The following is a 14,038-nucleotide window of genomic DNA, read 5'->3' as shown; positions in this document are numbered from 1 at the left end:
GCCATCGTGAGGAACTAGAGAAAGCGATTCATGAATATGTCGACTTCTACAACGAACGAAGAATCAAGCTTGAGTTCGGCGGATTAAGCATCAATCAACGCCGACGCAAGCTGCTACTCTGAATAGTCCTAAAAAATGTCCGCATCCCCCTCAGCCTTTTCGTCACGAAGGCCGTAGCGCTGCCGGGGGAATAAATCATCCTGGCGGCGCTACGGCCTTTATTTGTTTTCCCAAGCTAGGCGATCAACCAGTTGGGGAGAATAGAGCGCTCCTAGACTGCGGGTAGCTCCCAGCGCCCAAACCACTTCTGTGCCTGTGGGCGCATGAAATCGCTCAGGCGGCTAAACGGCGGCACCTCGATGCCTTGGCGCTCTGCCAAGGCCACGAGGTAATCGCGGGTGTGCCATACCTCGATGGGGCTTGCCTCAATATCGAGCACCTCCGCGAGGCCGCCAGCCTGGTAGCCGAGGGAGGAGTTGATGGGGGCATCGGCAAGCGGCAGGCTACCGCGCAGCGCATGGAGCTCCCTACTGGTGGCGGCGGTTTCTGCGGGGTTGAGCGACATTAATCGATCGTCTCCTTCAGGCGCTCTTCACGCAGGGGAAGCAGGACCAAGAGGGCGACGATGACGAGCGGGACCATCAGCGCGATGACCGGGGTGAGTCCGTCATTATAGGAATTTAATACTGCCTGCCTGAGCGGCTCTGGCAGGGAAGACACCAAGTCCGGGGTCAGGCTATTGGCATTGCCCTCGCCATTGCCAAACTTCTCGGCATAGGCCGCGCCCTCAGGTCCCAGCTGCTGGATGGCCTGCGGCAGGCGGTTGGCCATCTCATCCTGCATGTTGTTAATGAACATGGAACCGACCAAGGAAGCACCTAGGGCAGAACCGATCTGGCGGAAGAAGTTATTCGCCGCGGTTGCCGTACCCACCTGGGAGAGCGGGAAGGAGTTCTGGACGATGAGAACGAGCACCTGCATGACCATGCCCAGGCCGATGCCGAAGGCGAGGAACTCGAAGCCGAGTTGCGTGAGCGATGTGTCTACCGACAAGCGGGACATCCAAAAGAGTGCACCGGCGGTAATGGCCAAGCCGATAACGGGGTAGATTTTGTAGCGGCCGGTGCGGGCGATGATGAAACCGACGCCGGTGGAGGTGCCGATAAGGCCAATCATCATCGGAATCATCATCAGGCCTGCGTTGGTGGGTGAGAGGGTGTGGACCATTTGCAGGTAGGTGGGCATATAGCCCAGCACCCCGAACATGGCCAGGCCCAAGATGACGCCGGATAGGGTAGTCAGGGCCATGTTGCGGTTCTTGAAGAGGCGAACCGGGATAAGCGGTTCGGCAGCCCGCAATTCCACGATGGTGGTAATGATCGCGCCGACGAGGGTAATGGCGCCGAGAGTGAGGATCATGGTGGAATCCCAGTCGTACTCGGTGCCGCCCCAAGTGGTCATGAGGATAAGGGAAGCGGTAGTAATGGCGATGAAGGTGGCACCGAGCCAGTCAAAGCGCTTCATATCGGCCTGGCCCACGCGCAGGTTGAGCACCAAGATGCAGACCACCATGGCCAGCAGGCCGAGTGGAATATTCATCCACATGCCCCAACGCCAGCCAGGGCCATCAGTAAACCAGCCACCCAAGACGGGGCCGAGGACGGAGGACAGGCCGAAGACGCCGCCCATGATGCCCATGAACTTGCCGCGCTCGCGGGAGGAGGTGACCTCGGCGATGATGGACTGCGAGGAAATCATCATGAACCCAGCACCGAAGCCTTGCACGGCGCGGGCGATGATGAGAACCGTCATGGAATCGGCAAAACCACCGATGGCAGAGCCCACGACGAAGACGGCGATGCCGCCAATGTAGAGCCACTTGCGGCCCAACATGTCACCCAGTTTGCCGGAAATTGGCATGGCGATGGTCATGGTGACAAGGAATGCGGAGATGACCCAGCTCATGTGGTCAACGCCGCCAAGCTCACCAACGATCGTTGGCAAAGCGGAAGAGAAAATCATCTGGCCCAGTGAGCTCATCAACATGGTGAGCACCAGCGCAGAGAAAATGAGCCCCAGGTTATCCGCCCGCGACTGGCCCTGCGCAGGAGCCTTTTCGGCTGTATCTACCATCGGATTCCTTTCATAACATCATTAATCAACTTCAGTGAATCATTAAGACGCGAACTCAGAGCGTCGCTGCAATCGCTATCAGGGGCGGCGATGGAAAGCCACAGGGCCTCGCGGACTACACCGGCGAGGACCATGGCCTCCGTTGCCGCTGAATGGCCCTCGAGGATGCGCAATTCCGGTTCTTGGTTAAGGCGCTCCTCAATGAGCCCAATAAGCTCGATGGATTTCGCACGCTTGCGGCTAATGGAGGCGGCGGCCGCCTCTGGGTCATTAGCAATGCGCTTGCGTCTCTCCCGAATCGTGGGATTAACATGATGGCCCTCCATGTGCTGTTCCACCAGGTTAAGGACTAATTCCATGATGTTGGTGGTGGGTTCATGGAGGAAATACTCGCGCATTTCCGCGGTGAAGTCAGCACTTGGTGCCCCAAGCACGGCGGATTCCTTCGAATCAAAATAGTTAAAAAACGTGCGCCGAGAAATACCGGCTAGTTCGCAGATCTCTTCAATAGTGACCTCGCCAAAGGAATGCTTGTCCACCAACTCGGTGGCAGCATCTTCGATGCGTAGCCGCGTTTCTAGGCGTTTCTGCTCGCGTAGTGATAGTTCTTCTTGCACAGAATGCAACGTTACACTCGGTGCAAACTTGCACCAAGTGCAAAATGGGTGATTTTGTAGATGTGTACGTCGAATCTATGTTGTAGGTCACAGCATACGCTTGCCGATGTTCCCTTTCTTTACCCGCGCTTACCATGCCTGGCAAGCGCGTCGAGGCATGCGAAAACCCCCGCTCAGAGGCGATTTCCGAGCGGGGGTCGTAGCGCTAAACGCGGACTAGATTAAATATTGTCGCGCTCGCGGTTGGTCATGCTCAATACGTCCAAGCGCTTGTCCAGCTCTTCCTCAGTGAGGTTCTCGCCGTCAACAAAGCCCAAGTCGATAACGGCCTGGCGGACGGTGATCTTCTCATTGAGGGCGTGCTTTGCGGCCTTAGCGGCGTTCTCGTAGCCGATGGCGGAGTTCAGCGGGGTCACGATGGAAGTGGAGGACTCCGCGAAGTGCTTCATGCGCTCCTCGTTGGCCTCGATGTGGTCGACGCACTTCTCAGCAAAGACGCGGGCGGAGTTAGCCAGCAGGCGAGCGGACTCGAGCACGTTGCGCGCCATCATCGGGATGAAGACGTTGAGCTCGAACTGGCCTTGCGCGCCGCCGAAGGCAACGGCTGCGTCATTGCCCACAACCTGGCCGGCCACCATGGTGACTGCCTCAGGGATAACCGGGTTGACCTTGCCCGGCATGATGGAAGAACCAGGCTGCAGGTCCTTCAGGTGGATTTCTGCCAGGCCGGTCAGCGGGCCGGAGCCCAGCATGCGCAGGTCATTGGCAATCTTGTTGAAGGATACAGCCACCGAGCGCATGGCGCCGGAGAACTCTACAAGGCCGTCGCGGTTAGCCTGTGCCTCGAAGTGGTTTTCAGCTTCCTTCAGGTTCTCAACGCCGGTGAGCTTCTTGAGCTCCTCGGTTACCTTGCCGCCGAACTCAGCGGAGGTGTTCAGGCCGGTGCCGGTGGCGGTACCACCGATGGCCAGCTCGCCCAAGCGCGGGAGGGTAGCCTCGATGCGCTCGATGCCGAGCTCCACCTGGCGGGCGTAGCCGCTGAACTCCTGGCCCAGGGTGATTGGGGTGGCGTCCATGAGGTGGGTGCGGCCGGCCTTGACAACGTCCGCGAATTCCTTCGCCTTCTTGGACAAGGACTCGTGCAGCACCTTCAGGCCCGGAATGAGGTCATTGACGGCTGCTTCCGTGGCCGCCACGTGGGTAGCGGTGGGGAAGGTGTCATTGGAGGACTGGCCCATGTTGACGTCATCGTTCGGGTGAACCTCTACGCCCTGCTTCTGTGCCAAGGAGGCGATGACCTCGTTGGTGTTCATATTGGAGGAGGTACCGGAGCCGGTCTGGAACACATCGATGGGGAAGGCATCGTTGTGCTTGCCTTCCGCGATTTCCTTTGCAGCGGCGATAATGGCGTCTGCCTTTTCCGCATCTAGGCTGCCGGAGTCCTTGTTGACCTGTGCGCATGCCGCCTTGAGCAGGCCGAGTGCGCGGATTTGCGCATCTTCTAGGCCGCGGCCGGAGATGGGGAAGTTGTCTACCGCGCGCTGGGTCTGTGCGCGCCACAGGGCATCAGCGGGAACTTTAACCTCGCCCATAGTGTCATGTTCGGTACGGTATTCGGTCATGAAAATCACCTCGGTTAATTGATTGTGTGCGTCTACCCCCAGTATGGCGAAAAGCTAAAAACTAGAGCACGAAAAGCCCGAGCCCGCCCCGCCATTTGGGGGTGAGGTTTAGTTCTTGGTGGGGTCCGAGTAGTCCACGACGGAGTATTCCTGCAGCTTTGCCAGCTTGTGGAAGGAATCGACGTAGCGGATGGTGCCGGACTTGGAACGCATGACCAGCGAACGGGTGGAGGCGCCGTTATTGCGGTAGGAAACCCCGCTCAGCATGTCACCGTTGGTCACGCCGGTAGCGGCGAAGTAGCAGTTCTTGGACGAGACCAAGTCATTGGTGCCCAAGACCTTGTCCAAGTCGTGGCCAGCGGCGCGGGCCTTTTCTGCTTCCTCTTCGTCCTTTGGCCACAGCTTGCCCTGGATTTCGCCACCCATGCACCGCATAGCGCAGGCGGTGATGATGCCCTCAGGGGTACCGCCAATGCCCATCATCATATCGATGGAGGTGGAATCCTGGCAGGTGGCGATGGCACCCGCCACATCGCCGTCCATGATGAGGCGTACCTTGGCTCCTGCCTCACGGATCTCTTGGATGAGCTTATCGTGGCGCGGACGGTCCAATACTACCACGGTGATATCTGCGGTGCGCAGGCCCTTTGCCTTGGCAACAGATTCGATATTCCACTGCACGGACTGGTTGATGTCGATGGATCCGACAGCTTCAGGTCCAACGGCGATCTTTTCCATGTAGAAAACCGCGGATGGGTCATACATGGTGCCGCGCTCTGCAGCGGCGATTACGGAAATGGCATTGGGGCGGCCTTCGGCCATCAGCCGCGTGCCATCTACGGGGTCTACGGCAATGTCCATCGCCGCACCCTCGCCGGTGCCGACCTCTTCGCCGTTGAAGAGCATTGGGGCCTCATCCTTTTCGCCCTCACCAATGACAACAACGCCCTTCATTGCCACGGAGTTAATCAGCTTGCGCATGGCATCGACTGCCGCGCCATCGCCCTCATTCTTCATGCCACGACCAACCCAGCGGCCAGAGGCCAGGGCGGCGGCTTCGGTCACGCGCACCAGCTCCATGGCCAAGTTACGGTCGGGCAAATAAGAAGTATTTTCGGACATGTGTAGTGGTTGCCTTCCATGTTTTCTCACCGTGGGGGTAATTCCCACGCGCTTAGTGTTCTACTTTTCCTATTCTGGCACTTTTTGGTGTCAATAGGTCCGATTTGGGGCCCCTTTTGTGGGGATTTTCCTCTCTCGGGGGAGCATTATCGGCGCGAATGTGCGCACGCGGGAGGCATGTGGCACTTTCACGGCGGCTCATGCGATACTAAGGCGCGTGGCAGCAGAACAAAGACCGAAGATTTTCGAAGGCGCTCGCGACATCATTTTGTCCCTTTCCATAGTGGTCCTCATGATGTTGCTTGTGGTGGGCGCAACCGGGCTTTGCTCGGTGAATCCGGAAACAGCGCAAGGCCCAGTCCAAGAGGTAGACGAGGAGACCTTCCTGGATACGCAGGCCCGCGCCGGTGTTGGCGCCATCCGAGATCCCCAGATGCCCGAAGGCTGGCAGGCCAATGCGGCCCGACGTTCGCAGCTAGGAGGCGAGACAGCCACCGTCGTCAGCTGGCTTACCGCAGATGGAAACTACGTGGAATCCACCCAAACCCAGGTGTCTGCAGAAGACGCGGGCGAAAAATACGACGCTAACTATCGCGGGCTGAACTCCACGCGCGAGGTAGCCGGCCACCAAGTGCGCGTGCTGGCAAGCGACGACGATTCGGTGCGCCGCTTGTGGATCGCCGACCTAGGCGATGCCCGCCTCATCATCTCCGGTGCGGCCCCCGATGAAGAATTCGCCGCCGCGACCGAGGCCTTCATCAAGGCCAAGCCTATAAGCGGAAAGTAACCTCGCTGAGCCCCTCATCGTCTGCTTTCACCGTGATTCCCTCAGTATCACCGGCGGTTTCTTCCAAGGCAGCCGCATCTAGCCCGCTCAGGCGCGTCTTTTCTAGGTAGACGTCCACGCGCTCGCGCTGGGAACGCTGCGGGTAGATGGAGACTTGGACCACCTTGGCATCGGCAAGCAGCAGTACGATGGACTGGGAAAAGTAACTCAGTTCCTCCTCGGTGGTCGAAACCTGGGTGATGGTATGCGCCGGCCCGAAAAATTCCTCCACCAACGCGCGGGAATCGCCGCCCATGATGGAGCCTGCCGATGCCGATTTGGATACGAAATCAATCCTCTTTCCCGGGTAACCATAAATCTGCATTACTCTTCACCCTCCTCGGCCTGCTGCTCATTGTTTTCCGCCTTTTCGAGGGCATCTTCCACGCGCTTGGAGGCGCCATCCAAGTGGGATTCGCACGTGCGAGCAAGTGCCTCGCCGCGCTCCCAGTACTTCAGGGACTCGTCCAAGCCCATTTGGCCGAGCTCTAGAATCTTGACGGTTTCAATGAGCTCATCGCGCGCCTGCTCGTAGCTCAATTCCTCTACGGGAGTAAAGGCATCCTGGCCCGGCTGGCCGGAACCAATGGTTTCATCTGACATCAGCATTTCTCCTACTATTTCTGGCTAATCGGCGGCCTGGGAGGCCATGGATACGGCGGTGATGGAACCATCGCCCACGCGAATGCGCAATTGCGCGCCGGGCGGTGATTGCTCATAGGAGCTAACTACCTCCGGATCGCTGCCATCTTTGGGCAAGACTTGAACAATAGAATACCCACGGGCAAGCGTCGCCGAAGGGCCTAAAGCAGAAACCCGTGCGCGAAGGGACTCCACGTGCCGGGTCTCGCGGTCTAACAACACCCGCAATTCGCGGCGCATACTCGTACGCATGCGCTCGACTTCTTCACGCCGGGCGCGGATCGGGGTCATCGGATCGGCCAATACCGGCCGGGAACAGATATTATCTAATCCACGGCGCTCGCGTTCTACCCAGCCGCGCAACGCCGCTGCCATGCGGGAACGTGCCTCTGCGATAACCGCCCGTTCCTCTGCCACCGAAGGGACCACGCGCTTGGCGGCGTCCGTGGGTGTAGCCGCGCGCAAATCTGCGACATTATCCAGCACCGGGCTATCCGGCTCGTGGCCAATCGCGGAGACCACCGGCGTGCTGGCGGCCACGACGGCACGTTGCAGGGCTTCTTCAGAAAAAGGCAAAAGGTCTTCGACAGAACCGCCGCCACGGGCGATGATGATGACATCGATCTCCGCATCGGCGTCGAGCTCCTGCAGGGCCGAAACCACTTCGGGGACGGTATTTGCCCCCTGAACCGCGGTATTGATGACGCGGAATTGCACGGCCGGCCACCGGTCGCGGGCGACCGCCATGACATCGCGCTCGGCGGCAGAACCGCGGCCAGTAATCAGGCCGATCTTCTGCGGGAGATAGGGAAGTGGGCGCTTGCGCGCGGGATCAAAGAGGCCTTCTGCGGCGAGCTGTGCGCGTAGCTTTTCGATGCGCGCCAATAAATCGCCGATGCCCACGTGTCGGATCTCTGTGGTCCACAGGGAAAAGGATCCGCGGCCGGCATAAAACGCGGGCTTGCCGTGCACGATGACGCGGTCGCCATCCTTCAGCGGTGTAGGTAGGTTGTGCAGCATTGAGGAAGAGCAGGTCAATTGCACCGACTTTTCCTGCTGCACATCGCGCAGGGTGAGATAAGACAGCTTCCACGTGGGCTTGTAATTGATCTGTGTTAATTGGCCTTCCACCCACAGATATCCAAGGCGCTCGATCCACCCCTTCACCTGGTCATTGACCTGGCCTACAGGCCACGGGGTCTCTGGAGTATTTGCCGGTTGGTTCACGCAGCCACCCTTTCCATCTACAGCACCATACGGTGCCTTTTAGTGTAGGTGCTCCGGACAAGCACCGCCCCGCTTGGGTGGCCTAGATGGGCGCTTTTGCTGCTGGATAGCCCTTACTATTGTTTTGCTTTACCTTTCGATACTCTGGGAGGCATGACTGATGGTAAAAATGTTCTCCTCGCGGCACCGCGCGGTTACTGCGCTGGAGTGGACCGCGCCGTCGAGACTGTAGAAAAGGCGCTAGAAAAATACGGCGCACCCATTTATGTGCGCAAGCAAATCGTCCACAACCGTTATGTCGTTGAATCTCTGGCCAAGCGCGGAGTCATCTTCGTTGAAGAGGCATCCGAAGCCCCAGAGGGTGCTCACCTCGTATTCTCTGCCCACGGCATCTCCCCGGCGGTGCGCAATCAGGCGCAAGAGCGCAAGCAATTGACCCTGGATGCCACCTGCCCCTTGGTTACCAAGGTGCACAAGGAAGCCCAGCGCTTCGAGCGCGATGGTTACCACATCCTCCTCGTAGGTCATGAAGGCCACGAAGAGGTAGAGGGCACCGCGGGAGAGGCCCCCGATGTCACGCACCTGGTCGATGGCGTCGACGGCGTGGACAAGCTGCCAGATTACTTGCAGGATGAAAAACTCATCTGGCTTTCGCAGACCACGCTCTCGGTGGATGAGACCGTCGTCATCGTTAATAAACTGCGCGAGCGTTTCCCGCACCTGGAAAACCCGCCATCAGATGATATTTGCTACGCCACCCAAAACCGGCAAGAGTCCGTCAAGGCCATCGCGCCGAAGTGCGATCTGATGATCGTGGTGGGGTCAAAAAACTCGTCCAACTCGGTGCGCCTCGTAGAAGTCGCACTCGAGGCAGGCGCGCGCGACTCCCACTTGGTGGACTTCGCCGCAGAAATCGATGAATCGTGGTTAGACGGCGTAGAGACCGTTGGTGTGACCTGTGGCGCCTCCGTGCCGGAACTCTTGGTGCGCGAAGTACTCGAATACTTGGATGATCGCGGCTTTAATGACGTGGAGCAAGTAACCACCTCTACGGAATCCATTACCTTCGCGCTGCCGCGTGATCTGCGTCCCGCGCGCACCTAGCGCTGCAACGCCTAAAACAACGATAACCGTGAGCCTGGTGGCCTCTTAAAGAGTGCCGGGGGCTCACGGTTTAGTTTATTCGTAGAGGTTATCGTCCCAACGCTGCTTCTTGGCAGTGTCTTTTATCGAGGAAGTGGGATCTGTTTCGGGGGCCGGTGGTATCACGTCTCCCGCGCGCCGGTTCGGATCGGGCTGCAAGCGATTTTCGCGTTCCGCCTGTTGCTCGCGACGACGCTCTTCTCGGTCGCGGCCGCGGATGCGGTCCTGCGGCTTCTGCGGCTTCTGCGGAGGTTGCGCCTGTGCATGCGATCTGCGGCGAGAGGCGCGTGGGGATGAGGCCTGCGGGTTTTCGGATCTATTACGCGCCATGAGTTCCGCCACGGAAAGCCGCTCAGCGCGGTTCTGACGATCCCGCTTCATGTCCGCGCGCCGCGAGACCCTTTGCTGATTCACAGCGCGCTGTGCGGCCTTGCGGAAGCGAATCCAGCGCAAAACGCCGATTGCCGTCGCGCCGAGAACCGCGATAAGCAACCACACGAAGTTCTGGACCAGCGGATACACCGAGGTGAGCAGCGACGTTTTAGAAAAACTGGTGCCTTCTGGAGCATTGGACTTGGTGATGAAGATTCCCGCTGTCACCACGGTTACCGCGTACAAAATGGGGATGGACGCGATGGACAGGAATAATCCCCGCTCCTCAACGATGAGCGCTATGAGCAGCGAGCTGATGATGAGGAAGGCAAAGTACATCCAGCCTATGGAGCCGGCAAGAATGGAAATCAATGCGCCGGTGAGCAAAAGTGCCGCCAATAGCCCAAGGCCCTTCAGCAGCGATATGTTCGGCATGCTCAGGCCTTGCGCGGCGGTTGGCTTTCGTTGTTTGGCTAGTGACACGTCGCAAAATCCTACCGTCTGGCGCGGGCCAATGGCTATATCCACGCAGTAAAACTGCCTAGAATTTATGAAGAATTTGTCCCGCGCGGCCACGTATCAATGGGGGAGGGCTCGCGCGGTGCCCTGTTCGTGCGGCCGGGGATCTCCATTTCGTGCAGCTTGCGGGCAGTCACGCCCACGCGCGAATCCAGCGAGGAGAGCGTGGAATTATAGGCTTCTACTGCCTTTTCGAGGTTTTGACCCACCTTGCCGTAGTGCTCCGAAAGGGTATTGAGCCGCGAATAGAGCTCGCGTCCCAAGCGTTGGACTTCTTTTGCCTTGGCGGAAATATCTTCTTGGTGCCAACCCATAGCTACCGTGCGCAAAAGCGCGAAGAGTGAGCTCGGGGTGGCGATGACGACGTTGCGCTCAAAACCGAACTCGATGAGCTCAGGATCGACCGATAACGCAGCATCGAGGAAGGGATCCGCTGGCACGAAGAGCACCACGAATTCCGGGGTGGGTTGGAAGGCCTCAATATAGTCCTTGTGGGACAACGCCTGGATGTGGCTGCGCAGCTGATGCGCGTGGCGGCGCAGGTAGCCGGCGTGTTCTTCTGGATCCTCGGTTTCTAGCGCATCGAGGTAAGAAGAAAATGGGACCTTGGCATCGACGATGATATGCCTGCCACCGGCCAAGTTGATGAGCATGTCTGGGCGCACGATGCGGCCGTTTAAGGGGGCAGAGACTTGAGAATCGAAGTCTACGTGCCGTCTCATGCCGCCGAGTTCGACGACGCGCTCTAGCTGAATCTCGCCCCACCGCCCGCGCACATTGGGTGAGCGGAGGGCCGTAACGAGCTGATCTGTGCGCTCTGTTAGCCGGGACGAGGTGCGGGTCACCGCCTGCACTTGGCTGGACAGGGAGGCCAAGTGGGCGGTGCGATCTTCTTCCAATTCTTGGAGCTGGAATCCAAGCCTATCCATGGCCTTTTCCAGCGGTTGCAGCTCGGCCTGGCGGCGCTGGGATTCTTGCAGCGCCCGGTGCTCCTCGCTCGGCGCGGAGCGGGAAGCGGAATGAGAGTGGGCCAACCATCCCAGAACGGCGCCCAATAGGAGACCGATAAACAGCAGCAGCACGGGCAAAGTGGATGTCATGGAATCCACTATGACACGTGCTGCCGACACAGCACACTATTTTTTCGAATCTCCGTTCCAAAGATTTTCAAAGGCATCCCGCGCCCGGCGCAGGTTGGAGCGCATGCTCGGTTCGTCATAGTCCTCCGGGGTGGAATCGACGTCGACGGAGGCATCGAGCGTGGTGGAATCGCCATCGGAAGCCGCGTCGGCGCCGGCGATATCGGGGTTGGCGTGTTCTGGGACCTTGCGCCATTGCTCGCGCTTTTACTGCGCTTGCTCTTCGGTATAGCGGCCGATGAGATAGCCCGCGACGGTGGAGTAGTTGAGCTCGGAGGAGTGCTTTTCCCCGGACTGCAGCTTCATCATGTCCTGCACGTAGCGATAAGCCACCGCGATCATGGCGGCGGTCGGCACGGCCAAGAATCCACCAATGAGTCCAAAGAGCGCGGAGCCGACGATGACTGAGACCAAAACAATGACTGGGTGCAGGTTCATGGCCTTAGCCTGCAGCCACGGCGAGAGGACATTGCCTTCAAGCTGCTGGACCAAAAGAACGAGACCCAAGACCAACAGTGCTTGGGTAAAGCCCAAAGACACTAAGGCGATAACCACCGCGAGCGCGCCGGAGACAATGGCGCCGACGAACGGGATGAAGCCGGCGATGAAGGTGATGATTGCCAGGGCCATCGCCAAGGGCACGCCAATAAGCACGAGGCCGAGGCCGATAAAGATGGCATCGATAAGCGAGACCACCGCCTGTGCCCGAATGAATCCGCCCAGGGTATTCCAGGCGCGCGTGAGCAATTCCGTGAGGTGCCAGCCGGCACGTCGCCCGGTGGCATCGCGCAGCCACGGCAGGAATTTGGTGCCGTCCTTGAGGAAGAAGAAGGTGAGCACCAAGACAATGAACACCGTGACGAAAAATGAGGTGGCATTGCCGATGCCCGTAAATACAGACCCGGCGATAACGCCCGCACGCTCCTGCAACCAGCCTGCGGCCTCGTCGATATAGGTGCTCATATCGTCGCTATCGAGGTTCAAGGGTGGGCCCTGGGCCCAAACCTGGAGCTGCTGGATGCCCGAGACCGTTTGTAAGTAGAGCGACTGGGATTGCCGCATGAAGTCCGGTGCCACCGAGGCGATGAGCCCACCGACGGCGGCTGAAGAGAGCAGGATTGTCACAATCGCTGCCAGGCCCGCGGGTAGTCCCTTTGTTCGCATCCAACGCGCCATGGGGTTAAGCACGGTACAGATAATAAGAGCCAAGAGCACTGGAAGGATGCCCTGCCAGAAGCTACCCAGGACCTGATAGACAGCAAAAAGGAAAACGCCGATTATCAGCAGGCGCACGGCCCACAGGGAGGTCGATTTCACCATCTCGCCCGCGATGACGGAGCGATCGACCTGATTGCCCGGGGGATGCGGCGATACGTCGTCCAATTGGTTGGTGTCGAAGTCACCGTCCATCTTATCGCCCGGGCTCGCCTGTGGCTTTTCGGGTGTTGGTTGCTTATCAGAACTCACCCCACCATCTTGCCTCATAACGCGGTAGGTGCGTTAGGATTAGCCCCGTGAGTCTTACACTAGGAATCGTCGGCTTGCCCAATGTGGGCAAGTCCACTTTGTTTAATGCCCTGACCCGTTCCGAAATCTTGGCGGCTAATTACCCATTCGCCACCATCGAGCCCAACGTGGGCTTGGTGGAGCTGCCGGATCCCCGTTTGGACGCCCTCGCCAAGATGTTCAACTCCGAGCGTATCTTGCCGGCGACCGTGTCCTTCGTGGATATTGCCGGCATCGTCGCAGGTGCCTCGCAGGGCGAGGGTATGGGAAACGCCTTCCTAGCCAATATCCGCGAGGCCGACGCTATCTGCCAGGTGGTCCGCGCCTTTTCTGATGACAATGTCATCCACGTCGATGGCCAGGTAGATCCCGGCAATGACATTTCCGTTATTAATACAGAGCTGATTCTGGCGGATCTGCAGACCATCGAGAAGGCCCTGCCGCGCCTAGAAAAGGATGCCCGGAAGAATAAGGACTTGGCGCCTGTTGTGGAGGCCACCAAGAAGGCGCAGGAAATCCTAGAGGATGACCGCACCCTCTTCGCCGCCGCCAAGACCGGCGAGATTGCTCTTTCCCTCGTACGCGAGCTGCACCTGATGACGGCTAAGCCCTTCCTCTATGTCTTTAACTCGGACGAGGCTGTGCTTACCGATGCCACCAAGAAGGACGAACTGCGCCAGCTCGTCGCCCCAGCAGATTGCGTCTTCCTCGATGTACAAACCGAGTCCGAGCTCTTGGAGCTGGATGAGGACGAGGCAAGCGAGCTGCTCGAGGCAGTAGGCCAAGAAGAGCCCGGCTTGGCTACCTTGGCCAAGGCTGGTTTCTCCACCTTGGGCCTGCAAACCTACCTCACCGCTGGTGAAAAGGAAGCCCGCGCGTGGACCATTAAGCAAGGCGCTGCCGCACCCCAGGCCGCTGGCGTAATCCACACCGATTTTGAAAAGAAGTTCATCAAGGCAGAAATCGTCTCCTTCGACGATCTTGTTGCTGCTGGCTCAATGGCCGAAGCGCGAGCCAACGGCAAGGTCCGCCAAGAAGGCAAGGACTACATCATGCACGATGGCGACGTGTGTGACTTCAAAATCGGCGGCTAAAACCTAGCTTGTTGCAGGTCGCGGTAGTGAACGTGGCGAGCGCGCGAATGTAGAGTTATCCTATCTGCGTACCCGA

14 protein-coding genes and 1 pseudogene are annotated in these 14,038 nt (G+C 58.9%); 4 read left to right on the top strand and 11 right to left on the bottom strand.

Features of this window, described 5'->3' with window-relative positions; translation table 11 throughout:
- Positions 1-122: IS3 family transposase (locus ABRP64_RS00850; protein ID WP_349835862.1), on the top strand; the 122-nt coding region annotated here is incomplete at its 5' end.
- A 149-nt stretch (positions 123-271) separates the two neighbouring features.
- Here ABRP64_RS00850 and ABRP64_RS00845 read toward each other — a convergent pair.
- The 5 genes from ABRP64_RS00845 to glpX form a co-directional block, all read right to left on the bottom strand.
- Positions 272-565 (bottom strand): DUF2316 family protein, encoded by a 294-nt coding sequence (locus ABRP64_RS00845; RefSeq protein WP_284850335.1) that lies wholly within the window; start codon positions 563-565, stop codon positions 272-274.
- Positions 565-2,133, bottom strand: coding sequence for an MDR family MFS transporter (locus ABRP64_RS00840; protein WP_284850336.1), 1,569 nt, complete (start codon positions 2,131-2,133; stop codon positions 565-567). Before ABRP64_RS00840 ends, ABRP64_RS00845 begins: the two co-directional genes overlap by 1 nt.
- Positions 2,127-2,750 (bottom strand): TetR/AcrR family transcriptional regulator, encoded by a 624-nt coding sequence (locus ABRP64_RS00835; RefSeq protein ID WP_349865089.1) that lies wholly within the window; start codon positions 2,748-2,750, stop codon positions 2,127-2,129. The genes ABRP64_RS00840 and ABRP64_RS00835 overlap by 7 nt, the downstream gene beginning before the upstream one ends.
- A 221-nt stretch (positions 2,751-2,971) precedes the next feature.
- Positions 2,972-4,372, bottom strand: coding sequence for a class II fumarate hydratase (locus tag ABRP64_RS00830; protein ID WP_284852193.1), 1,401 nt, complete (start codon positions 4,370-4,372; stop codon positions 2,972-2,974).
- A 108-nt stretch (positions 4,373-4,480) separates the two neighbouring features.
- On the bottom strand, positions 4,481-5,494 hold the full coding sequence (glpX, locus tag ABRP64_RS00825) for a class II fructose-bisphosphatase (RefSeq protein WP_284853463.1): 1,014 nt from the start codon (positions 5,492-5,494) through the stop codon (positions 4,481-4,483).
- Positions 5,495-5,711: 217 nt separating this feature from the next.
- On the opposite strand from glpX, the gene ABRP64_RS00820 reads away from it, so the two are divergent.
- Positions 5,712-6,281 carry a DUF4245 domain-containing protein gene (locus tag ABRP64_RS00820; protein ID WP_284769940.1) on the top strand — a complete coding sequence of 190 codons (570 nt, stop codon included), beginning with the start codon at positions 5,712-5,714 and terminating at the stop codon, positions 6,279-6,281.
- Here ABRP64_RS00820 and ABRP64_RS00815 read toward each other — a convergent pair.
- From ABRP64_RS00815 to xseA, 3 genes are read right to left on the bottom strand one after another with little or no spacing between them, the layout of a single operon-like run.
- Positions 6,265-6,645, bottom strand: a complete 381-nt coding sequence (locus tag ABRP64_RS00815) for a hypothetical protein (RefSeq protein WP_349836637.1) — start codon at positions 6,643-6,645, stop codon at positions 6,265-6,267. The genes ABRP64_RS00820 and ABRP64_RS00815 overlap by 17 nt on opposite strands.
- Positions 6,645-6,923 (bottom strand): exodeoxyribonuclease VII small subunit, encoded by a 279-nt coding sequence (locus ABRP64_RS00810; RefSeq protein ID WP_005280052.1) that lies wholly within the window; start codon positions 6,921-6,923, stop codon positions 6,645-6,647. The genes ABRP64_RS00815 and ABRP64_RS00810 overlap by 1 nt, the downstream gene beginning before the upstream one ends.
- A gap of 24 nt (positions 6,924-6,947) precedes the next feature.
- Positions 6,948-8,189 (bottom strand): exodeoxyribonuclease VII large subunit, encoded by a 1,242-nt coding sequence (gene xseA / locus ABRP64_RS00805; RefSeq protein WP_349836638.1) that lies wholly within the window; start codon positions 8,187-8,189, stop codon positions 6,948-6,950.
- Positions 8,190-8,342: 153 nt separating this feature from the next.
- Between xseA and ABRP64_RS00800 the strand changes: the two genes are divergently transcribed.
- Positions 8,343-9,293 carry a 4-hydroxy-3-methylbut-2-enyl diphosphate reductase gene (locus ABRP64_RS00800; protein ID WP_284850342.1) on the top strand — a complete coding sequence of 317 codons (951 nt, stop codon included), beginning with the start codon at positions 8,343-8,345 and terminating at the stop codon, positions 9,291-9,293.
- Between the two features lie 75 nt (positions 9,294-9,368).
- On the opposite strand, the gene ABRP64_RS00795 is transcribed toward ABRP64_RS00800, so the two are convergent.
- The 3 genes and pseudogenes from ABRP64_RS00795 to ABRP64_RS00785 form a co-directional block, all read right to left on the bottom strand.
- The gene (locus tag ABRP64_RS00795) at positions 9,369-10,139 is read right to left on the bottom strand and encodes a DUF6542 domain-containing protein (RefSeq protein WP_349865087.1); all 771 of its coding nucleotides are present in this window, start codon (positions 10,137-10,139) and stop codon (positions 9,369-9,371) included.
- A gap of 113 nt (positions 10,140-10,252) precedes the next feature.
- The gene (locus ABRP64_RS00790; RefSeq protein WP_284782467.1) at positions 10,253-11,323 is read right to left on the bottom strand and encodes a DNA recombination protein RmuC; all 1,071 of its coding nucleotides are present in this window, start codon (positions 11,321-11,323) and stop codon (positions 10,253-10,255) included.
- 36 nt (positions 11,324-11,359) lie between these two features.
- A pseudogene (locus ABRP64_RS00785) lies at positions 11,360-12,847 on the bottom strand (AI-2E family transporter).
- A gap of 29 nt (positions 12,848-12,876) precedes the next feature.
- Here ABRP64_RS00785 and ychF point away from each other — a divergent pair.
- A complete protein-coding gene (ychF, locus tag ABRP64_RS00780) occupies positions 12,877-13,962 on the top strand; it encodes a redox-regulated ATPase YchF (protein ID WP_349865085.1) in 1,086 nt (361 codons plus the stop codon).
- The last annotated feature ends 76 nt before the right edge of the window (positions 13,963-14,038 follow it).

This window comes from Corynebacterium sp. KPL4015, from assembly GCF_040225725.1.
Classification (GTDB): Bacteria; Actinomycetota; Actinomycetes; order Mycobacteriales; family Mycobacteriaceae; genus Corynebacterium; species Corynebacterium rhinophilum.
This window is presented reverse-complemented; position numbering and strand designations above follow the sequence as displayed.